The organism is Streptomyces sp. NPDC006235, assembly GCF_040613735.1.
Classification (GTDB): domain Bacteria; phylum Actinomycetota; class Actinomycetes; order Streptomycetales; family Streptomycetaceae; genus Streptomyces.
This window is the reverse complement of sequence record NZ_JBEXSR010000039.1, coordinates 57,380-77,805: the sequence shown is the minus strand read 5'-3', so window position 1 is coordinate 77,805 and position 20,426 is coordinate 57,380. Positions and strand designations below refer to the sequence as shown.

19 protein-coding genes and 1 tRNA gene are annotated in these 20,426 nt (G+C 71.7%); 11 read left to right on the top strand and 9 right to left on the bottom strand.

Annotated features, from left to right (window positions below):
* Positions 1-32 precede the first annotated feature (32 nt).
* Both ABZ192_RS33630 and ABZ192_RS33625 read right to left on the bottom strand, forming a co-directional pair.
* Positions 33-773, bottom strand: a complete 741-nt coding sequence (locus ABZ192_RS33630; RefSeq protein WP_356928257.1) for a YcnI family protein — start codon at positions 771-773, stop codon at positions 33-35.
* A 124-nt stretch (positions 774-897) separates the two neighbouring features.
* Positions 898-1,713, bottom strand: a complete 816-nt coding sequence (locus tag ABZ192_RS33625; protein ID WP_356928256.1) for a hypothetical protein — start codon at positions 1,711-1,713, stop codon at positions 898-900.
* 224 nt (positions 1,714-1,937) lie between these two features.
* Here ABZ192_RS33625 and ABZ192_RS33620 point away from each other — a divergent pair, with 224 nt between their 5' ends.
* Positions 1,938-2,408, top strand: coding sequence for an ATP-binding protein (locus ABZ192_RS33620; protein WP_356928255.1), 471 nt, complete (start codon positions 1,938-1,940; stop codon positions 2,406-2,408).
* A gap of 109 nt (positions 2,409-2,517) precedes the next feature.
* Here the strand turns inward: ABZ192_RS33620 and ABZ192_RS33615 are convergent, their stop codons facing one another.
* Entirely contained in the window at positions 2,518-5,511 is a 2,994-nt protein-coding gene (locus tag ABZ192_RS33615) for a glycine--tRNA ligase (protein WP_356928254.1), read from the bottom strand.
* Positions 5,512-5,731: 220 nt separating this feature from the next.
* On the opposite strand from ABZ192_RS33615, the gene ABZ192_RS33610 reads away from it, so the two are divergent.
* The gene (locus ABZ192_RS33610; RefSeq protein ID WP_356928253.1) at positions 5,732-6,595 is read left to right on the top strand and encodes a triphosphoribosyl-dephospho-CoA synthase; all 864 of its coding nucleotides are present in this window, start codon (positions 5,732-5,734) and stop codon (positions 6,593-6,595) included.
* Here the strand turns inward: ABZ192_RS33610 and ABZ192_RS33605 are convergent.
* Both ABZ192_RS33605 and ABZ192_RS33600 read right to left on the bottom strand, forming a co-directional pair.
* The gene (locus tag ABZ192_RS33605; protein WP_356928252.1) at positions 6,585-8,051 is read right to left on the bottom strand and encodes an aminopeptidase P family protein; all 1,467 of its coding nucleotides are present in this window, start codon (positions 8,049-8,051) and stop codon (positions 6,585-6,587) included. The two genes, ABZ192_RS33610 and ABZ192_RS33605, sit on opposite strands and share 11 nt — an antisense overlap.
* 76 nt (positions 8,052-8,127) lie before the next feature.
* A complete protein-coding gene (locus ABZ192_RS33600) occupies positions 8,128-9,678 on the bottom strand; it encodes a PP2C family protein-serine/threonine phosphatase (protein ID WP_356928277.1) in 1,551 nt (516 codons plus the stop codon).
* Positions 9,679-10,179: 501 nt separating this feature from the next.
* Between ABZ192_RS33600 and ABZ192_RS33595 the strand changes: the two genes are divergently transcribed.
* Both ABZ192_RS33595 and ABZ192_RS33590 read left to right on the top strand, forming a co-directional pair.
* Entirely contained in the window at positions 10,180-10,845 is a 666-nt protein-coding gene (locus tag ABZ192_RS33595) for a bifunctional DNA primase/polymerase (protein WP_356928251.1), read from the top strand.
* A 55-nt stretch (positions 10,846-10,900) separates the two neighbouring features.
* Positions 10,901-11,524, top strand: a complete 624-nt coding sequence (locus tag ABZ192_RS33590; RefSeq protein WP_356928250.1) for a hypothetical protein — start codon at positions 10,901-10,903, stop codon at positions 11,522-11,524.
* A 243-nt stretch (positions 11,525-11,767) separates the two neighbouring features.
* Here the strand turns inward: ABZ192_RS33590 and ABZ192_RS33585 are convergent, their stop codons facing one another.
* The 3 genes from ABZ192_RS33585 to ABZ192_RS33575 all read right to left on the bottom strand — a co-directional run bounded on the left by ABZ192_RS33585 (position 11,768) and on the right by ABZ192_RS33575 (position 14,541).
* Complete coding sequence (locus ABZ192_RS33585; protein WP_356928249.1) at positions 11,768-12,733, bottom strand: DUF5926 family protein; 966 nt, start codon at positions 12,731-12,733, stop codon at positions 11,768-11,770.
* 184 nt (positions 12,734-12,917) lie between these two features.
* Positions 12,918-13,556 (bottom strand): ATP-binding protein, encoded by a 639-nt coding sequence (locus tag ABZ192_RS33580; RefSeq protein WP_356928248.1) that lies wholly within the window; start codon positions 13,554-13,556, stop codon positions 12,918-12,920.
* 157 nt (positions 13,557-13,713) lie between these two features.
* Entirely contained in the window at positions 13,714-14,541 is an 828-nt protein-coding gene (locus ABZ192_RS33575; RefSeq protein ID WP_356928247.1) for a glycerophosphodiester phosphodiesterase, read from the bottom strand.
* 286 nt (positions 14,542-14,827) lie between these two features.
* On the opposite strand from ABZ192_RS33575, the gene ABZ192_RS33570 reads away from it, so the two are divergent.
* The 6 genes from ABZ192_RS33570 (at position 14,828) to ABZ192_RS33545 (ending at position 18,892) form a co-directional block, all read left to right on the top strand.
* Positions 14,828-16,276, top strand: a complete 1,449-nt coding sequence (locus ABZ192_RS33570; protein WP_356928246.1) for a trypsin-like peptidase domain-containing protein — start codon at positions 14,828-14,830, stop codon at positions 16,274-16,276.
* 62 nt (positions 16,277-16,338) lie between these two features.
* A tRNA-Ser gene (locus ABZ192_RS33565) sits at positions 16,339-16,425 on the top strand.
* Between the two features lie 102 nt (positions 16,426-16,527).
* Positions 16,528-17,589, top strand: a complete 1,062-nt coding sequence (locus ABZ192_RS33560; RefSeq protein ID WP_356928245.1) for a YihY/virulence factor BrkB family protein — start codon at positions 16,528-16,530, stop codon at positions 17,587-17,589.
* 150 nt (positions 17,590-17,739) lie between these two features.
* Positions 17,740-18,159, top strand: a complete 420-nt coding sequence (locus ABZ192_RS33555) for a phage holin family protein (protein WP_356928244.1) — start codon at positions 17,740-17,742, stop codon at positions 18,157-18,159.
* The gene (locus ABZ192_RS33550) at positions 18,156-18,629 is read left to right on the top strand and encodes a DUF3618 domain-containing protein (RefSeq protein ID WP_356928243.1); all 474 of its coding nucleotides are present in this window, start codon (positions 18,156-18,158) and stop codon (positions 18,627-18,629) included. The genes ABZ192_RS33555 and ABZ192_RS33550 overlap by 4 nt, the downstream gene beginning before the upstream one ends.
* Complete coding sequence (locus ABZ192_RS33545) at positions 18,626-18,892, top strand: DUF4235 domain-containing protein (protein ID WP_356928242.1); 267 nt, start codon at positions 18,626-18,628, stop codon at positions 18,890-18,892. Before ABZ192_RS33550 ends, ABZ192_RS33545 begins: the two co-directional genes overlap by 4 nt.
* A 10-nt stretch (positions 18,893-18,902) precedes the next feature.
* Here ABZ192_RS33545 and ABZ192_RS33540 read toward each other — a convergent pair whose 3' ends face one another.
* Positions 18,903-19,433, bottom strand: a complete 531-nt coding sequence (locus ABZ192_RS33540) for an ATP-binding protein (RefSeq protein WP_356928241.1) — start codon at positions 19,431-19,433, stop codon at positions 18,903-18,905.
* 233 nt (positions 19,434-19,666) lie between these two features.
* On the opposite strand from ABZ192_RS33540, the gene ABZ192_RS33535 reads away from it, so the two are divergent.
* Positions 19,667-20,425: a glycosyltransferase gene (locus tag ABZ192_RS33535; RefSeq protein WP_356928240.1), complete on the top strand. Its 759-nt coding sequence runs from the start codon at positions 19,667-19,669 to the stop codon at positions 20,423-20,425.
* The last annotated feature ends 1 nt before the right edge of the window (position 20,426 follow it).

Here is a 20,426-nt window from a genome sequence, read left to right as displayed (position 1 = left end):
AACCCGGCGCGCGCCGTGCAACGGAAACGGCGTCAGGCGGTGGTGCGCCGACGCCCTGCCAGCACGCCGTAGGCGACGCCCGCCGCGCCGACCACGATGCCGACGATGCCCAGGACGCGGGCGGTGGTGTCGGTGCCGCCGGAGGAGGCGGTGTCGGAGGCGGCGGTGTCGGCGGATGCCTTCTCGGCCGACTTGGCGTCGGAGGCCTCGTCGTCCGAGGAGCCGTGGTGCCCGTCCTCGGCGGCGGACAGCTCCAGCACCGGGGCCGGGTTGTCGGGCTCCTCCTGGCCTTCCTGCGGCACCTCGATCCAGCGGACGACTTCCTTGTTGGAGTACGTCTGGAGAGCCTTGAAGACCAGCTGGTCGGTGTCCTCGGGCAGTTGGCCGATCGAGAGCGGGAACTTCTCGAAGTAGCCGGGCTCGATGCCCTTGCCGTCGGCGGTCCAGGTGACCTTGGTGACGGCCTCGGAGATCTTCTCGCCGTGCAGCTCCAGCGGCTTGTCCAGCTTGGACTTGGTGACGTCGATCTTCCAGCCGGGCATCGGCTCCGGCATCACCGAGGCCAGCGGGTGGTCGGTGGGGAAGGTGACCTCGAGCTTGGTGGTCGAGGCGTTGTCCCGCTCGTTGGGGACCTTGAAGTCGACGACCGCGTAGCCGCCCTTGGCGGCGTCGCCCTCGGGCTGCACGCTGACGTGCGCGAAGGCGGGGACGGACAGGGCGAGAACGGTGACACCGGCGGCGGCACCGGCCGCGGCGATACGGGAAGCCTTCATGGAAGGGAACACTCCGCTGTGAGTCGAGTCGGGAGGATGAAGAGGGAGGCGCGCACGCGCGCGTGCCGCACGACGGCGATCCCCCTCCGAACCGTCCGAAAGGCGGAGTGGTGGTCGCGTCGCGTCAGGCGGCGAGGGCGAGTGCGGAGGCGCGAGCCATGGCGGCCGGCGGACCGCGCCGGATCACCGTGTGCTGAAGCGCGATCGTGCGCGGCATCGCAGGCGCGGGCCGCACGGCGTGCACGGGGCGCGGGCATGCTTCAGGCGCCCCCGGCAGCCCGGCGCGCAGAGCGCGCACCAGCGCGAGCGCGGCCCACAGGGAGCGCACGAGCGCCCCTTCCGTGACCCCCTGCGCCGACAGTTCGGTGAGCCGCAGCAGGGCCAGGTCGCCGTGGCGCAGCAGCCAGCCGGTGACGATCGCCGCGAGGACATGGCCGAGCAGCATCGGCAGGGACGGCCACAACGAGGCCGACGCCCCGGCGTCCGACGCCAGATGCGTGTGCGCACCCGTGGACGGCTGGATCCGGGCGTCGGTGAGGATCTTGTGCGCTTGCGCCGGGCTGATCGCCGCGGCCGTCGTGCCGCACACCAACCGAGCGGCCTGCTGGACCAGCGCGGCGTCACCCGTGCCCGCGGGCGCCGAGGATGTGACGGCGGCCGTGCCGTGCTGACCGAGTCCGAACAGCGTGTGCAACACCGTCTGGCCGGCCGCGAGCAGCGCCGCGATCCCCGACAGTGAGCGCACACGCCCGGCGAACGGCGCCGCCACGGCGAGCACCCCGAGGAACCCGGCGCCCAGCGTCCACAGCGGAATGCCGTCGCAGGAGGCGAGCGCGTGACTTGCCCCGGCCAGCACGACGCAGACCGCGGCGAACACCGCGGCCCGCAGGATCCGGAGCGTGAGTCCGGAACGCGTCGCGCACGCGTGGGGGGCAGTCATGGCGGGCTCATCATCGCACTGGTCACCCAGGCCTCGTGCGGCAGGTCCGCAAGATGCCGTACGACCGGAACGTCACCCTCTGGCCCCGCCCGTCCCACCACATACACCGATCAGGGCTAGGGCGCATCCGCCGTATGGGCGGCGTCACGTCAACTTCACGCTTACAAGTGGGGACTCAGGGCAATACGTAACGGTATGTCGAGCCGCGGCCAGGAGGCTGGAGCATGAGCATCTGGTGGTCACTCCATCTGCGGCGCGAAGCTGCGAGCGTGCCGCTCGCCAGGCGCCTTCTGATCGGCACGATGGAGACCGCGGGCGTCGATCCCGATATCTCCTACGACCTCTCCGTCGCCCTCAGCGAGGCCTGCGCGAACGCCGTGGAGCACGGCGGGGACACGGCACTCGGCGGCCCCGGTTCGGAGGCGTACCGGGTCACGGCGTACCTCGACGGCGAGAAGTGCCGGATCGAGGTCGCCGACGCGGGCCCGGGGTTCCCCGCGGGGTCCGCCGGCCGCTCCCGCCCGCCGATCCGGCCCGCGCACACCGACGCGGAGAACGGCAGAGGGCTGTGCCTCATCGAGCAGCTCGCCGACCATGTCCACATCGGCAACAAGCCGGGCCGGGGCGGTGCTGTGGTGAGCTTCGACAAGGTCCTCAAGTGGCGCGAGGACGCCGCGCCCTTGATGGCGGTCTGACCTCCGCCGACGCCCGGTCGGCTCGGAGACGGTGTTTCACGTGAAACGTCCGCCCCCCTGACCGCCCGTCCCCTGACCGTCCGCCCCCCTGCAGCGCACCCCAGTCCAGCTACAGCGCACCCCAGTCCAGCGTCGTACGCGCCAGCTCCGCCACCTGCGTGAGCAGCGTCAGCCGGGCCGCGCGGACCGCCGGATCCGGGTCCATCACCAGCACCTCGTCGAAGAAGGCGCTGATCGCTTCGACCAGCGGGGCGGAGACCTCGATCAGTGCACCGAGGTCGTCCTCACGGCCCTGCAGTGCCTCGCGTACGGCGTCGGCGCACTCGGCGAGGCGCAGCTCGGCTGGCGCCGTCAGCAGGGACGGATCCGCCGCCTCGACGCCGCTCTCGGGAAGGATGCGCACCACCCGCTGGAACGCGGCAGCGAGTGCCTCGAACTCCTCCGTGCCGATGTGCCGCTCCAGCGTGGCCAGGGTGCGGTCGCCGTGGGAGGGCCGGTCGGCCCACACCAGGACGGCCTGCACGAGCCGGTGCTCGTGCCCGGCGTCCGTGAGCTGCTGCTCGTAGCGCCGGGTGATCAGCTCGGCGGCCTCGGCGACCCGCTCGGCCGGCACCTCGACGCCCTGCGCGGCGTACCGTACGGCCGCCGCGCGCAGCCCTTCACTCACCCGCACCCCGGCCACGGCGGGACGACTCCGCAGCACGTTCAGCAGCCCGATCGCGGCCCGGCGCACCCCGTACGGGTCGGAGCTCCCGGTCGGCGCGGCCCCGATCACGAACATGCCGGTCACCAGGTCGAACCGGTCGGCGAGCGACAGCACGGCCCCCGCGTCCCCGGCCGGCAGGGCGCCACCGGCGGAGCGCGGCAGCTCCATCTCGGCCAGGGCCCGCGCGACCTCGGCGGACTCACCGGCGCGGCGCGCGTACTCCTCGGCCATCACCCCGGCCAGTCCCGAGAACTCGATCACCATCTGCGACGCCAGGTCGAACTTGGCCAGCGCACCGGCGCGCCGGACGACGTCCACCGCCTCCTGGGGAAGCCCGGCCCGCCCCGCCAGATCCACGGCGAGGGAGGCGAGCCGGTCGGCGCGGTCGGCGACCGTACCGAGCCGGTCCTCGAAGGTCAGCTTGTCCAGCCGGCGCCGGAACTCCGCCGGCGGCACCTTCAGATCCGCCCGCCAGAAGAACGCGGCGTCCTCGTAACGGGCCCGCAGCACCGCCTCGTTGCCCGCCCGCACCACGTCGTCGTCACACAGGGCGTTGGCGAAGGTGACGAAGTGCGGCATCAGCCGCTCGCCGTCCAGCACCGGCAGATAGCGCTGGTGCTTGCGCATCACGGTGGTCAGGACGCTCGCGGGCAGTTCCAGATAGCGCTCGTCGAACGACCCCCGCACGGCATACGGAAACTCCAGGATGTCGGTGATCTCGTCGATCAGATCGGCCTGCCCCTCCACGTCGATCCGCCCGCCCACCTCGGCCGCCGCCTCCAGGGCACCACGGACCACCGCACCGCGCCGGGCGTCCCGGTCCAGCAGGATGCCGTGCATGTGCAGGAAGTGCGGGTAGCCCTCGGCGGAGGTCACCCGGACCTCCGGATAGGGGGCCTGGCGCTGCACCCGCGTCGTGTCGCTCGAGGCGAGCGAGGAGACCACCACGGGCAGGGGAGTACGGCCCAGCAGGGCGAGCAGCCAGCGCACGGGCCGCGAGAACGACAGACCCGGGTCGCTCCACCGCATGTTGCGGCCGGCGCGCAGCCCCGACACGACCTCGGCCAGCAGATCGCTGAGCACCTCGACGGCCGGACGGCCCTCTTCGTGGCGGGTGACGGCCACGTACTCGACACCCTTGACGTTGACGATCCGCACGTCGGTCGGTTCGGCCCCCTGACTGCGGGCGAAGCCCAGCAGGGCAGGTGTGGGAGCGCCGTCCTTGAAGGCGGCGGCGACCTTGGGGCCGCGCACGGTCCGCATGGTGTCCCGTTCGCGCGGCTGAACACCCTCGACGGTGATCACGATCCGGCGCGGCGTGGCCATCACGGTGATCGCGCCGTGCCCCAGCCGGGTCGCGGCCAGCTTGGCGGTGACCGACTCGCGCACCGCCTCCGTGGTGGCGGGGACGTCGGCGTACGGCAGTTCCTCCACGCCGATCTCGAACAGCAGTGTCTCGGCGTCGGGCACCTTGGGCAGCGCGGCCCGCTGGGCCGGGGCCGGAGCGGCCGCCACCCCGAGCGGATGCTCCAGCGCCGCCCGCCGCCGCTCCCACAGCTTGGCCGACTCGTGCGTCAGGCCGCGCATCAGCGCGAACGCCTTGGCCCGCTCGGTGGTGCTGATCGCACCGCGCGCGTCGAGCACGTTGAACGTGTGGCTGCACTTGAGCACGTACGTGTACGCCGGGACCGGCAGCTCCAGGTCGAGCAGGCGCCGGGCCTCGGCCGCGTACGCCTCGAACAGCCGGTGGTTGGTGTCGAGGTCCGCGTCGTCGAGGTAGTAGCGGCTCATCTCGTACTCGTTCTGCCCGAACACCTCGCCGTATGTGATGCCCGGCGCGTAGACGATGTCCTTGAAGTGGTCCACGCCCTGGAGGTTCATCAGGATGCGTTCCAGGCCGTACGTGATCTCCACCGACACCGGGTCCAGGGCGACACCGCCGACCTGCTGGAAGTAGGTGAACTGGGTGATCTCCATGCCGTCCAGCCAGACCTCCCAGCCCAGCCCCCAGGCGCCGAGTGCGGGCGAGGCCCAGTTGTCCTCGACGAACCGCACGTCGTGCGCGCCCAGGTCGACACCGAGCGCCTTCAGGCTGCCCAGGTACAGCTCCTGGGGGTTGCCCGGGTCGGGCTTGAGGATGACCTGGAACTGGGTGTGGGTCTGGAGCCGGTTGGGGTTCTCGCCGTAGCGCGAGTCGTCCGGGCGCACGCTCGGCTCCACGTAGGCGACGCTCCAGGGCTCGGGACCGAGCACCCGCAGCGCCGTGGCCGGGTTGGCCGTACCGGCTCCGACCTCGGTGTTCAACGGCTGCGTGATCATGCAGCCGTTGTCGCTCCAGTACTTCTGCAGGGTGAGGATGGCGTCCTGCATGGTCAGCGCCGTCTGGACGTTCTTCATGATGATCGCGCCTGTTCCCCGAGTCGGACCGGCAAGGTCGGCCATGATCTCACACGCCAACTACCGTTGACCTGCGGTTTTCTGACCTCTGTCCGGATGCCGCCGGTCGATTCACAGCCGGCTCTCAGCCCGGCCTCACCCGCCTGACGGGTGCCGTCCCTAAGTTCCCCCTTCCATGACGGGAAACCACCGGAACACCTCCACCGCCCCAGGTACGGCGATGAACAGGCCCGAGGACGAGGCACTCGCACACGCCGCCGTCGACGCGCTGGTCGGTCAGCTGGCCCTGGCCCCCAAGCCGGGCCTGCCCGACCCGCGCGACCTGACGGCCCGGGCCACCCGCCGGGACCACCTTGCGCTGCGCTGGTCGGCCAGGACGCTGCTCCCCGGCCTCACGGCCATGGCCGCCGCGGCCCGCCGCACGGGCGAACCCAGTGCCCGTCTCCGTGCGGAACTGGGCGCGATCGGCCGCTCGACGGACCACACGGTCGGACTCGCGGGCGGCGGCCACCGGGGCGCTCTGTGGACGCTCGGCCTGCTGGTCGCGTCGGCGGCACTGCAACCGGGCGCCGACCCGGCCAAGTTGACGACCCTGGCCCAACACATCGCCGCCCACCCCGACCGCCGCGCCCCGCGCCGCCCGTCCCGCGGCTCCACGGTGTCGGCCCGCTACGGCGCGGCCGGCGCCCGGGGCGAGGCCAAGGCCGGCTTCCCCCACGTCCGCCGCGCCCTGAACACCCTCACCGCGGCCCGGGCCCAGGGTGCCGCAGAGCCCCAGGCCCGCCTGGACGCCCTGCTCACGGTGATGTCGACGCTCCAGGACACGGAACTGCTGTACACGGCGGGCCCGATGGGCCTGCGCGAAGTCCAGGCGAGGGCGCGCGGCGCCCTGGAGGCGGGCGGCACGGCGACGGAACAGGGTGCGTCGGCTCTGCGAGCCCTGGACACCTACCTCGTCAGCCGTGCCTGGAGCCCCCGGGGCAGTGCCCCCCTGCTTGCGGGGACGCTGTTCCTGGACGCCCTGGGGGCGCGGGGAACTGTGCGACCAGCCCCCACGCACCCGCACCCGGAACTCACCCCTTGACGGAGGCCATCCACGCCTCGACCTCGTCCGACCGGCGGGGCAACGCCGCACTCAGATTCCGATTGCCGTCCTCGGTCACGAGGATGTCGTCCTCGATCCGCACACCGATACCCCGGTACTCCTCCGGCACCGTCAGATCGTCGGCCTGGAAGTACAGCCCCGGCTCGACGGTCAGGCACATCCCCGGCTCCAGCACACCGTCGACGTACGTCTCGGTCCGCGCGGCAGCGCAGTCGTGCACGTCCATCCCGAGCATGTGCCCGGTCCCGTGCAGCGTCCACCGCCGCTGCAGCCCCAGCTCCAGGACCCGCTCCACCGGCCCCTCGACCAGCCCCCACTCGACCAGCTTCTCGGCCAGCACCCGCTGCGCGGCGTCGTGGAAGTCCCGGTACTTCGCCCCGGGCTGCACCGCGGCGATCCCGGCCTCCTGGGCCTCGTACACGGCGTCGTAGATCTTCCGCTGGATCTCGCTGAACCGGCCGTTGATAGGCAGTGTCCGCGTGACGTCGGCGGTGTAGTACGTGTGCGTCTCGACGCCCGCGTCGAGCAGCAGCAGGTCACCCGATCGCACGGGCCCGTCGTTGCGCACCCAGTGCAGCGTGCAGGCGTGCGGCCCGGCCGCGGCGATCGTGCCGTAGCCGACGTCGTTGCCCTCCACCCGCGCGCGGAGGAAGAACGTGCCCTCGATGTACCGCTCGGAGGTCGCCTCGGCCTTGTCGAGGACCTTCACCACGTCCTCGAAGCCGCGCACGGTCGAGTCGACGGCCTTCTGGAGCTCGCCGATCTCGAACTCGTCCTTGACCAGCCGCGCCTCGGAGAGGAAGACCCGCAGCTCCTCGTCGCGCTCGGCGGTGACCTTGTCGGTGAGCGCGGCCTCGATGCCGGCGTCGTACCCGCGCACGACCCGCACCGGGCCGGTGGCCTCGCGCAGCGCCCCGGCCAGCTCGCGCACGTCAGAGGCGGGGATGCCGTACAGCTGCTCCGCCTCGGTGAGGGAGTGCCGGCGGCCGACCCACAGCTCGCCCTGGCCGTCCAGCCAGAACTCGCCGTTCTCCCGGTTCGAACGCGGCAGCAGGTAGATCGTCGCTTCGTGGCCGTCGCCCTTGGGCTCCAGGACCAGGACGCCGTCCTCGGTCTGGTTGCCGGTGAGGTAGGCGTACTCGACGGAGGCGCGGAAGGCGTACTCGGTGTCGTTCGAGCGGGTCTTCAGGTTGCCCGCGGGGATCACCAGCCGCTCGCCCGGGAAGCGCGCGGACAGCGCGGCCCGGCGGGCGGCGGTCTCGGCGGCCTGGGGGATGGGCTGGAGGTCACGCAGCTCGGTGTCGGCCCAGCCGCTCTTCATGTTCTCGGCAAGCTCGTCGGACACGCCGGGGTACAGTCCGTTCTTCCGCTGCTTGATCGGCTCCTCTTCGGCAGTCTCCGGGGTGTCCGAAGGCTCTTCTGCCACGGCGGTCATCCTCCTCGATACGGCGCTGGACCGCCCTCCACTCTACGGCGGCGGGGAAGCGGTCTCAGGGCGATGACGAGGAGCGTTACTCGAACCGCACCGCCAGCAGGACGACGTCCTCCGCTCCGTCCGCCGCGTCGAGCCCGTCCGGCAGCACGTTCCGCAGGACATGGTCGGCGAGGGCGCCGGGGTCGCACCGCAGTGCCCGGGGCGCTCCGGCCGCCGCCGCGTGCAGCCGGGCGAAGGCGCGGTCGGTGGTCTCGCCGGTGCGGTGCAGCAGCCCGTCGGTGTACAGCAGAACCGTCTCTCCGGGCTCGGCGAGGATCTCCACGCTCGGGGCCTCCCAGCAGGCGAGCATGCCCAGCGGGGCGGAGACGGACGTCTCCACGAACTCGGTGCGGCGCTGCCCGATCAGCAGCGGCGGGCTGTGCCCGGCACCGGCCAGCGTGATCTTGCGGGCGGCCGGTTCGCAGTAGCCGAACAGGGCGGTGGCCGAGCGGGCCGGCTCGGTCAGCCGCAGCAGCAGCTCCAGGTCGGACAGGACGGCGACCGGGTCCTCCCCCTCCATTACGGCGTACGCGCGCAGGGACGCCCTCAGCCGGCCCATCGCGGCGACCGCGCTGGGCCCCGCTCCGGTGACGGACCCGACGGCGAGGCCGAGGGCGGCGTCGGGCAGCGGCAGCGCGTCGTACCAGTCGCCGCCGCCGCGCGGGCCGGTGCGGTGCCGGGCGGCGAGCTGGACACCGGCCACCCGCGGCAGCCGCGCGGGCAGCAGCTCGTCCGACATGGTCGCCATGGCCGCGCGCGTGCGTTCCAGCTCGAGCAGCCGGGCGAGGTGCTCGGCGGCGTACCGGACGTACAGGCCGACGAGGTGGCGCTGCCGTTCGATCGGTTCGGCGGGTTCGTCGTAGAGCCACACGACGGCGCCGAGGCGGTCGGTGGACTCGGTGGATTCGCCGGGATCGGGGGACGCGGCCGACTCGGGGATCAGGGGGAGGGCGTAGCTGGCGGCGTAGCCGAGGCGGGCCGCGACCTCGCGGTGGCGGGGGTCGAGCCCCTCCTGGGCGAACAGGTCGGGCTCGGCGATGCCGTCCTCACCACCGGCCAGTCCGTCGAGGATCCGGCCGTACGACAGGGCGCTGCGGGGCACCGTCTCGATGTGGCCGAGGTCGGCGCGGGCCAGGCCCAGGCCGATGGTGGTGTCCGGGCCGAGTCCGTCGCCCGGTTCCAGGACGACGAGGCCGCGGCGGGTGCCCACCAGGGCGGCGCCGGCCCGCAACAGTTCCTGGAGCGCCTGGTCGAGCGCGGACGTGCGGGTCAGACGCTCGGTCAGCTCGTGCAGGGTGGTGAGGTCGGAGACCCAGCCGGCGAGACGGTCCTGGAGCACCGCGCCCGGTGGGGCCGGAGGGTTTGGCGGGGCGGCCGGGGAGGAACCCGCCGCGACGGGCGCGACAGTGTGTGCGGGTGCCGGAACCGTTGAATCGATTCCAGCCACTTTCGGAGGGTGCGGGGCGTTCATGGCGTCCGGCTTTCCGACCAGCGCGTACTGCTCAAAAGCATCGCAAACCCCCATGTCATTCTGCGCCGCTAGCAGTGTCTCCACATGTACACGCACTCGTGAGGAGATGTCCAGCATTGTCCTGCTGGGATTCCTGGTGTCCATGAGGTCTGAGGGAAGAACTCTCCTTCCTCTTGCGTAATTGCAAAGTTGGCTTAAAACTGCCGCAAGGGACGGCTTATTGCGGTCGACTGGGCTTGCTCGACGGAGCGTCACAACGGTCGTGATGGGTACGTACTCGGTGAAGGCCAGGGGTGGTTGCGAACTACCCGGAACCTGGTGACGGACCCGGGCGTCCTATCCACCGACGACCGTGCCCCATCCTCCCGTGGCGGAGGCGGAGAGAAATACGCGCGACGGCAAACGCCATACTTCGCCACCCCTACGCCACGCCCGTGCTTTTGATGGACGCAGTATGGGCGGGACGGCCGCGGAGGCAGCCGAAGCTCGACCCATAGGGGTTCCCCTTGCCCACGGCAGGGTGTGATGCGCCAACAGGTACGCACAGTGAAGTGATCGACACATGATGTGATGTGGACCACGGTGTTGCCGGCGTGCAACGGAAAGGAACGAGCGCTCATGCGCGAGATCCTCGGAAGGCGACGCAGGCTCCTGTCCAAGCGCAGCGACGGGAGGCCTGAGCTGATCGGCGCGGCCCTGACCTACGCGACGGAATGGCAGTGGCCCGTACTCCCGGGCGTGGCGGCGGACCCCGAGGGGCGCAGCCGCTGCGGTTGCCCTGACCCCGAGTGCACGGTGCCCGGCGCGCACCCCTTCGACCCCGGCCTCCTCGCGGCCACCACCGACGGGCGCATGGTCCGCTGGTGGTGGAGCAACCGGCCGACGGCGCCGATCGTCCTGGCCACCGGCGGCAAGGCCCCCTGCGCGGTCTCCCTGCCGGCCCTGCCGGCGGCCCGCGCCCTCGAAGCGCTCGACCGCTCGGGGCTGCGGCTCGGCCCGGTCGTCGCCTCTCCCAGCCGGTGGGCGATCCTCGTCAAGCCGTACTCCATGGAGCAGCTCGGCGAACTGCTCTACGCCAAGGACTTCGTGCCCGGCTCCCTCCGCTTCCACGGCGAGGGCGGTTACCTGACGCTGCCCCCGTCCGAGACGGGCCAGGGCGAGATCCGCTGGGAGCGGGCGCCGCTGCCCGGCTCGGCCTCGCCGTGGGTGCCCGATGTGGAGGCCGTGGTGGACGCCGTGGTCGAGGCCCTCACTCGTACGGGTGTGAGCGCGCCCGAGTTCTAGGACTGTCGGGCGCGCCGAGCCCGCGTTCCGCCCCGGGGCGTTAAGTTCCGGGGCCATGCCGCGTCATTCCCGGGGCCGTCCCCGGGACCTCAGAAAGTTCCGGTTTCTCGCCCTCGCGGGTGTCGTGGCGGCGTGCGCGGTCGCACTGCCGTTGGCGGTGGCGTCCGCGGGCTCCCCCGGCTCCCCGGATGCCCCGGGCTCCCGCGGTTCAGGGGATACGACCCGCGCCGGGGACTCGGCGGACCACGCCGGCGAGCGTTCCTCCTCGTCGTCCACGGACGGCGAGGAGCCTTCCGCCGTGACCGGCCTGCCCGCCCTCGGCCCGGGCCTGTCGACCGCCGCGCGCTGCGGTCCCGAACTCTCCTCTCCCGAGGGCGTCGAGGCGCAGACCTGTGTCGTGACGCAGGCCGCGGACACCTGGGCGCGGACCTACTACCGCAACGCGACCGGCGAGGCGCTGGACGCCGTGCTGAGCCTGATGGGGCCCGGCGCCCGGACCGTGCGGATCACCTGCGCGGTGGGCGCCGAGGACGAGCCGGGGACCTGTGAGACGCCCCGTGAGCCCGCACGCGGGGATCTCCGGGCGTACACGGCGGTCGCGGAGTTCGCCCGGCGGGCCGGCCAGGGGCCGCTGCTGCTGCGCTCGGGGAGCAACCCGCCCACGGCAACGGGCAGTTGAGGAGCGGCTGCGTTCGGTGAACGGCCGCGCGCATGAAAAGACCCGGTTGCTGGCGACGGGGGATGCACCAGCAACCGGGCTACAGGAACGGTAACAAGAGATCGGCGGTTCGCAAATTCGATCTCGCCCTTTCCGGTCACCGATCGGCTTGTCCCGGCCGGGAGTTGTGAAGGGCGTCACCTGTCCGAGCGCGCGGGTCCGGCCGGCCGTCCGAACGGCCGGACCGGGCCCTGTGGCGAGCCGTCAGCTGAGCGTGACCTGCCGGTTGGTGAGACCGCCACGCGCGCGGCGCTCGTCCGGAGTCAGCGGCGCGTCCGCGGCCAGGGCGGCGGCGAGGCGCTCGGCGAACTCGGCCGCCGGCTTCTCCACGTCCTCGGCCGTGACCCCGCTCGGCAGGTCCCAGACCGGCACGGTGAGCCCGTGAGCGCGGAAGGAGCCCACCAGCCGCGTGCCCTCGCCCAGGCTCGACCGGCCCGCGGCGTGCAGCCGCGCGAGAGCGTCCAGAAGCTGCTCCTCGGGGTGGGGCATGACCCACCGCAAATGGTTCTTCTCGGGCGTCTCGCACCAGTACGCGGCGTCCACGCTCTGGAGCTTGACGGTCGGGATGGCCGCGGCGTTGGCCCGCTCCAGGGAGGCGGTCACCTCCGGAGTGGCGTTCTCCGGGTCCGGCACCCAGAACTCGAAGCCGCTGTGCACTTCTGGCTCGAAGGCGCCCTCCGGGTCGAGCAGATCCTGGAGCCGCGGTCCGTCGGCCGGGGCGCGGCGGCCCTGCACCGGGGTGCCGGGTTCGGCTTCCAGGGCGCGCTGGAGGATGTCGGCGAGGTCGCGGCTGAGGTCACCCGACGAGGTGTCGTTCTGGAGGCCGAGGAGGACCGAGCCGTCGTCGCGGCGCAGGGCGGGCCAGGCCATCGGCAGGACCGTGGCCAGCGTGACCGACGGGACGCCCTCGGGGAGGCCGTCCTTGAGCGTCAGTCCGGCCGTGGCCGCCGGGACCAGCTCGCGCAGGGCCACCCAGTCGCACTCGCCGGGCAGGCCCTCGAAGGGGCGGTGCACCAGCTCGGTCACGGCGTGGGCCGCGGCCCGGCCGTGACAGGCCTTGTAGCGGCGGCCGCTGCCGCAGGGGCAGGGCTCACGAGCGCCGACGACCGGGATCTCTCCGTCGGTGATCTGCGGGCGCTTGGCCTTCGTCTGGGGTCGCTTCTTGGCCATCGATGGGTCTCCCGGTTACGGCTCGTCTCGTACGGTCGCGAGCCTAGCCGTTCGTGCTCCGGGGGGCGGGGTCCTGTGGACAACGCGGGTCTGTGGACAACGGGGGCCCGCGGACAAGGCGCACCCTATGTCTGCGGACAAGGCGAACCCTATGGGTGACACGTCGGGCAGGGCCGGCGCCGGGTCAGTCCATGTCGTCGAAGGCGTCCGCGAAGTCCAGTCCGGGTATCTGGGACACCGCCGGCGCCGTCACGCGGGTCGCGAAGTCGTCGCGGCGGTGGCCGGCGTCCGGGTCGTACACGTCGGCATGGACGACGACCCACACGGTGACCTCGCCGCGGATGTCGTCCCGGACACCCCAGTCGTCGGCCAGCGCGGTGATGATGTTCAGCCCCCGGCCGCCGTGCGCCGTGACCGACGGGGTCGCGGGGGCGGGGCGGGTCGGGCCGCCGCCGTCCGTGACCTCGACGATGAGCCGACCGGACGGGTCCACGCGCCACGCGGCACGGACGTCACCGTCCCCGGAGAACGCGTCGCCCAGGGGCCTGCCGTGTTTGCACGCGTTGCTCAAAAGTTCGGAAAGGATCAGTACGGCGTCGTCGATGACCGATTCCGCTACGCCACCTCTGCGCAACTGTGCACGCATACGGTGTCTCGCTTCCCCCACGCCCGCAGGGCCATGGGGTACGGCCATGCTCGACGACGTGGGCACCTCCTGTGCCACCACCAACGCCACCCCCGAGACCTCCTTCGCCCCACGCCACGGTGTGGATGCCCCATTGGCCTGTACCGGAAACCGGCCAATCCACGTCCGGTGACGCATTCACCACGATCGAATACGGACCGAACGCGCCGGAGCACTCCCCGTAATCGCGTGGCTGGAATGCATCGGTATGGCCGAGACGCGAGGATCCCGTCCGGCAAGGGATGAGGTCAAGAGGTGTGCGTGGGTCTGGTGAGACCTGTGGGGTCGGCGGACCTCAGCGGCCGAGTTGGTCGAGCACCGCGCGCGGGCGGTTGGTGATGATGGCGTCGACGCCCAGGCCGACGCAGAGGTCCACGTCCTCGGGCTCGTTCACGGTCCACACGTGCACCTGGTGGCCGGCCTGTTTCAGCCGCTCCACATAAAGGGGGTGGTTGCGCACGATCCGGAGGGACGGACCCGCGATCGGCACACCGGGGGGCAGTCGTCCGTCACGCAGCCGGGGCGAGACGAACTGGGCCAGATACACCGTCGGCAGGGTCGGCGAGGCGGCACGCACGCGGTGCAGCGAGCGGGCCGAGAAGCTCATGACCCGCACCTGGGACTCCTCGGCGCTGGGCGGGGCGTCGAGGCCGAACCGCTTCAGCAGGACCAGCAGCCGTTCCTCGACCTGCCCCGCCCAGCGCGTGGGGTGTTTGGTCTCGATGGCCAGTTCCACCCGGCGTCCGGCGTCGGCGACGAGTTCGAGCAACCGCTCCAGCGTGAGGACGGACGTCGCCTCGCGGTCCTCCGGGCGGTGCTCCCAGTCGGGGTCCTCGTCGCGGCCCTTGTAGGCCTCGCCGCTCTTCCAGGAGCCGAAGTCCAGGGCGGCGAGGTCGGCGAGCTCCAGGGCGGAGACCGCGCCGCGGCCGTTGGACGTACGGTTGATCCGGCGGTCGTGTACGCACACCAGGTGGCCGTCGGCGGTGAGGCGCACATCGCATTCGAGGGCGTCCGCGCCGTCCTCGATCGCCTTGGTGTACGCGGCCAGGGTGTGTTCCGGGGCGTCCTCGGAGGCACCGCGGTGGGCCACGACTTGAATCACATGCTGTCGAGCGTGAGTCACCGCGTCATGGTGCCACCGCGCGCGGGTACGCGTCTGGTCGGACGGACCCGGCGGATTCACAGGTCCGGACGGAGGCACTGGAATTGCATCCTTTTCATCGGTAATGACCTATATAAAGAATGGCCCCGGACCCACAGCCACCGCTTATGGTGCTCTGACGGCCAGTGGGAAAAGCTGACGGCATACAAAGGGACAAGCACAGCTGTATCGCGCCGGACCGTCGCCAGCGTGAAAAAGCGTGACCGAGTGCGACCCAGGAAACAGCCGTGGATCGAGGAGAGAAGCTGTGAGCACCGAGAACGAGGGCACCGCGGTACCCCCCGCCCCGTCCGCACCCCCCGTGCCGGTGGACGCTCCCGCTGCTCCGGCGCCCGAGGGGCAGGCATCTCCGGGACCGGGACCGTACGGACAGGACTCCCAGGGCCGGCCCGCCCCCGGCCAGCCGGCCCCCGGCCGGGGCGCTCCCGGTGACGCCGCGCATCACGGTGTCTCCTCCTCCGCCCCCGACCCCTCCTGGCCCCCGCCCCCGCCGCCCACCTCCCCGTACGGCGACGGCGGTTCCGGTTCCGGTGGCGGCTGGGGTTCCTCGTACCAGCAGCCGGCGCCGAAGTCCGGCCGTGGCCGTGGCGGTCTGGTCGCCGCGCTCCTGGTGGCCGCGCTGGTCGCGGGCGGTCTGGGCGGCGGTCTCGGCTACACGCTGGCGAAGAACAACGATGACAGCAGCGGCTCGACGACGGTGTCCGCCTCCAGCAGCGGGGGCGACGTCAAGCGTGACCCGGGCACGGTCGCGGGCGTGGCCGCCAGGGCGCTGCCGAGCACGGTCACGATCGAGGCCGAGAGCAACAGCGGCGAGGGCGGCACGGGCACGGGCTTCGTCTTCGACAAGCAGGGCCACATCGTCACCAACAACCACGTGGTGGCCGGCGCGGTGGACGGCGGCAAGCTCACCGCGACGTTCCCGAGCGGCAAGAAGTACGACGCCCAGGTGGTCGGGCACGCGCAGGGCTACGACGTGGCGGTCATCAAGCTCAAGGACGCCCCGTCGGACCTGAAGCCGCTCACCCTCGGCGACTCGGACAAGGTGGCGGTCGGCGACGCGACCATCGCGATCGGCGCCCCCTTCGGCCTGTCCGACACGGTGACGACGGGCATCATCAGCGCCAAGAACCGCCCGGTCGCCTCCAGCGACGGCAGCGGCAGCCAGGCGTCGTACATGAGCGCCCTGCAGACCGACGCCTCGATCAACCCGGGCAACTCGGGCGGCCCGCTGCTGGACGCGCAGGGCAACGTCATCGGCATCAACTCCGCGATCCAGTCCACCGGCAACGGCGGCTTCGGCACCGGCCAGTCCGGCTCGATCGGCCTGGGCTTCGCCATCCCGATCAACCAGGCCGAGTACGTCGCCCAGGAACTGATCAAGACCGGCAAACCGGTGTACGCGAAGATCGGCGCGTCCGTCTCGCTGGAGGAATCCTCGGGCGGCGCGCAGATCTCCAAGGAGGGCGCGGGCGGCGCCGCCGCACCGGTCGAGCCCGGCGGCCCGGCCGCCAAGGCCGGCCTCAAGCCCGGCGATGTCATCACCAAGCTCGACGACCGGGTGATCGACTCCGGCCCCACCCTGATCGGTGAGATCTGGACCCACAAGCCCGGCGACAAGGTCACGATCACCTACGAGCGCGACGGCAAGCAGCACACGGTCGAGGTGACCCTGGGCTCGCGCGTCGGCGACAACTGACCGGCAGCCGCACGCAGCGACCCGTTACCCTTGTCCCGCGCCGCCGATCACGGCCGGCGCGGGGAGGCGTGCCCGAGCGGCCGAAGGGAACGGTCTTGAAAACCGTCGTGGCAGCGATGTCACCGTGGGTTCAAATCCCACCGCCTCCGCGCAGGTCATAGATGTTGCAGGTCAGAAGGGGTGTCCCTCGGTGAGGGGCGCCCCTTCCGTATGGGGGTGTGGGCGGAGTTCGCCCTGGATACCCGGGTGCAATGGCACGGACGCTGAAACGGCATGGGAGGCACGGCGGGCACAGCGCGACCGACCACAAGGCCGAGACCGCGCGGGCACCTGAGGCCGGGCCGGACGAGCAGGTGGAGCGGCAGGCGCCGGACACTCCGGCGGAACTGCCCAAGCGCTCCTGGGTGGTGGTGCTGAAAGGCACCCTGAAGGAGTTCAAGAAGGACGAACTGGCCGACCGGGCGGCGGCGCTGACCTACTACGGGATCCTGGCGCTGTTCCCGGCGCTGCTGGCGCTGATCTCGCTGCTCGGAGTCGTCGGGCAGTCGGCGTCGCGGCAGGTGCTGGACAACATCCAGAATCTGGCCCCGGGCGCGGCGCGGGATGTGCTGCGCAACGCGGTGGAGCAGATGCAGGGCAACGCCGGGATCGGTTCGGTCATGGCGATCGTGGGTCTGCTGCTGGCGGTGTGGTCGGCCTCCGGCTATGTCGCCGCGTTCATCAGGAGCGCCAACGCCGTCTACGACGTCCCGGAGGGCCGTCCGGTGTGGAAGGTGCTGCCGGTGCGCGTCGGTGTGACGGTGGTCCTGATGGTGATGGCCGTGGTCAGCGCGGTGATCGTCGTGTTCACCGGCGGCCTGGCACGGGAGATCGGCACTGCGCTGGGAGTGGGCGACACGGCCCTCACGGTGTGGTCGATCGCGAAGTGGCCGGTGCTGGTGGTCCTGGTGACGGTCATGATCGCGATCCTTTACTGGGCGACGCCGAACGCGAAGGTTCGCGGCTTCCGCTGGATCACGCCGGGCAGTTTCCTGGCGCTGGTGATCTGGATGATCGCCTCGGCAGGCTTCGCGCTCTACGTGGCGAACTTCGCTTCGTACAACAAGACCTACGGCACCTTCGCCGGCGTGATCATCTTCCTGGTGTGGCTGTGGATCACCAATCTGGCGATCCTGCTGGGCCTGGAGTTCGACTCGGAGATGGCCCGGCAACGCGCGGTGGCGGGCGGTCAGCCGGCCGGGGAAGAGCCGTACGTCGAGCCGCGCGACACCCGGAAGTGGGACGAGGAGGATCGACGCCGTCTTGGATCCTGAGGTCCGGCCGGGTGACCACACGCCCGGGCGGTGAGGCGACGCCGCGGGGGGTACCCGGACAGCCGACCGGATCAATGGGCGAGCCAGGCAGGCACATGCGAACGCTCTCCGGGCCCGCCCGGAACGCCGACGTAGGGCAGGTGAGCATCCATGACGGCGGACAGCCCCCACCGCACCGGTGCCGGAGCGCAGGAACCGGTGGGCGACCTGGTGCAGCGTGCCTCGCAGCAGCTCTCGCAGTTGGTGCGTGACGAGATGCGCCTGGCGCAGGCGGAGATGACCGAGAAGGGCAAGCGGTTCGGCAAGGGCGGCGGCCTGTTCGGCGGCGCCGGACTGGTGGGTGTGCTCACCCTTCAGGCGCTGGTGGTCACGGTGATCGCCGCGCTGTCGCTCACCATGGACGTGTGGCTGGCGGCTCTGATCGTCACCGGCGTCCTGGCCGCCGTCACAGCACTGATGGCGGCGCTCGGCAAGCAGCAGGTCGGCAAGGCATCGCCGCCGACGCCCGAGCGGACCATGGACAGCGTCAAGGCCGATGTGGCCGAGGTCAAGGAGAAGGCACAGCGATGATCCCGGACAAGTCACACTCGGGCGACGAGGCAGCAGCACCCTCCCCGGAGGAACTGCGCGAGCGTGTCGAGGCAACTCGTGAGGAACTCGGCGAGACCGTCGAGGCACTCGCGGCGAAGTCCGACGTCAAGGCCCGCACCCAGGAGAAGACAGCAGCCGTCAGGCAGCAGGTTGCCGAGAAGACCACACAGGTCAGGGCCCAGTTGAAGGACAAGGCGACGCACGCCGCTCACGCCGTCCAGGACAGGACCCCGGAGCCGGTGCGTGCCAAGACCGCTGCGGCCACTGAGCAGGTCCGCGACAAGGCCGTGCACGTCGCAGAGCTGGCCCGGGAGAAGGCCCCGCAACCGGTCCGTGAGAAGGCCGGCCACGGCCTGGAGGCGGCGCGGGCCAAGCGGACCACGCTGCTCGCCGCCGCCGGCGCGTTCGTCGCACTGCTGCTCATCCGCCGTTCTCGGAGGCACCGATGAAAGCCTCGAAGATCGCTTACAAGCCGGTCGGCCTGGCCATGGGTGCCCTCAGCGGTGTCCTGGCCGGGGCGGTGTTCAAGGAGGTCTGGAAACGGCTCGGGCACGATGAGGACGCCCCTGACGCCACCGACGAGCACCGCACGTGGCGGGAGGTGCTGCCGGCAGCCGTCCTGCAAGGTGCGGTCTTCGCCGGTGTCAAAGCCGCCGTCGACCGCGGTGGCGCCACGGCCACCCGCCGCCTGACAGGCACCTGGCCCGGCTGACCGCTCCCGTTCACTCGTCGGCGGCTCTGCCCACCTCGTAGATGGTCGGCCGGCCCTCCGGGGCAGAGGTGGGCATCGTGTCGCCACGGTGTGGTGGCAGGCGCAGATGGGCGGTGATCTGCTTCCCCACGGTGCGGAATCCGACGACGACCGTGTCGCTGACCTTGTGCACCAGGTGGAGTCCGTGGCCGCCGACGCGGTGCCGGTCGCCCTTCCGCACCACCGGTTCGTCGGGAGAGGTGTCCCACACGGTGATCGCCAGTGCACCGGCTGTCAGTTGCAGGACCAAGCCGCACGGGCCGGGAGCATGCCGGATGGCGTTCGTGGCGAGTTCGCTGACGATCAGCTCGGCGTCCATGGCCGGCAAGGCGGGCACGGGCGGGCGGCCGGTCAGCGGGGCGCGGGCGAGGAAGGCGCGGAGAACGCGGCGCGCTTCAGCGGCGCTGGCAGCACCGCTGTCCCACGCCACGTCGGAGCGGAGCGTGGCGTGCTCACCCATGCCCTGCTCATCTGCCGCCTGCTTCATAAGCGGGATGACCATGTGGGGCTCTTTCGTTGTGCTCACCACTCTGGAGCGGCTTTCCGTGCTGCGCCTACCCGGGCGCCGACCGCGCACACCGGGGCGGGCTCCCGGCGCCCGCGGTGCCGAACGGCCCACCAGGCCACATCGGTAGGCTGTCAGCGCTCCTCCCCAGGTGGGGCAGGGCGGTCGGGGGCGGATCCAGTGGCCGGAGGGAGCGGTGTGAAGACCGTCGTGGCAGCGCGAGTTCCGGCGTGAGCGGGCGCATCGTCGTCGTCACCGCTGTGCACGGCCCATCGGCCCGGTTCCTGCCGGAGGCCCACAAGTCCCTGTGCGAGCAGTGGCTGCCGGAGGGCTGGGCGTGGCACTGGGTGATCCAGGAGGACGGGGAGAGCGCGGACGTACGGCCGTACGTGCCCGACGACGAGCGGGTGACGTTCCGGCAGGGCAGGGCCGGAGGGCCCGGGGTCGCCCGGACCATGGCGCTGGCGCATGCCGAGGGTGCGTACGTGAAGGTCCTGGACGCCGACGACCAGCTGACGCCGGGCACGCTCGCGCGGGACCTGGCGGCGCTGGAGGCCGACCGCGGCCTCGGGTGGGCGACGTCGCGGGTGCTGGACCTCATGCCCGACGGGTCGACGGCCGGTTTCCCGGGCGACCCCGACCCCGGGCCGATCGAGCGCGGGGCCGTGTTCGCGCACTGGAGGGCCAACGGCTTCCTCGCCCCGGTCCATCCGGCCTCGCTGTTCGTACGACGGGAGTTGCTGCTCGCCCTCGGCGGCTGGATGGCGCTGCCCGCGTCGGAGGACACGGGGCTGCTGCTCGCACTGAACGCGGTGAGCCGTGGGTGGTTCTCGGGCGAGGTGGGCCTGTTGTACCGGAAGTGGGAGGGCCAGGTGACCGGCCAGACCGCCCATGTGGACCGGGCCGAGCGAGCTGCCCGGATGGCGGTCGTGGAGGCCAGGGCCCGGGCATTGGGCGGCTTCCGGTGGCCTTTTCCGGCCGGGCACTGAC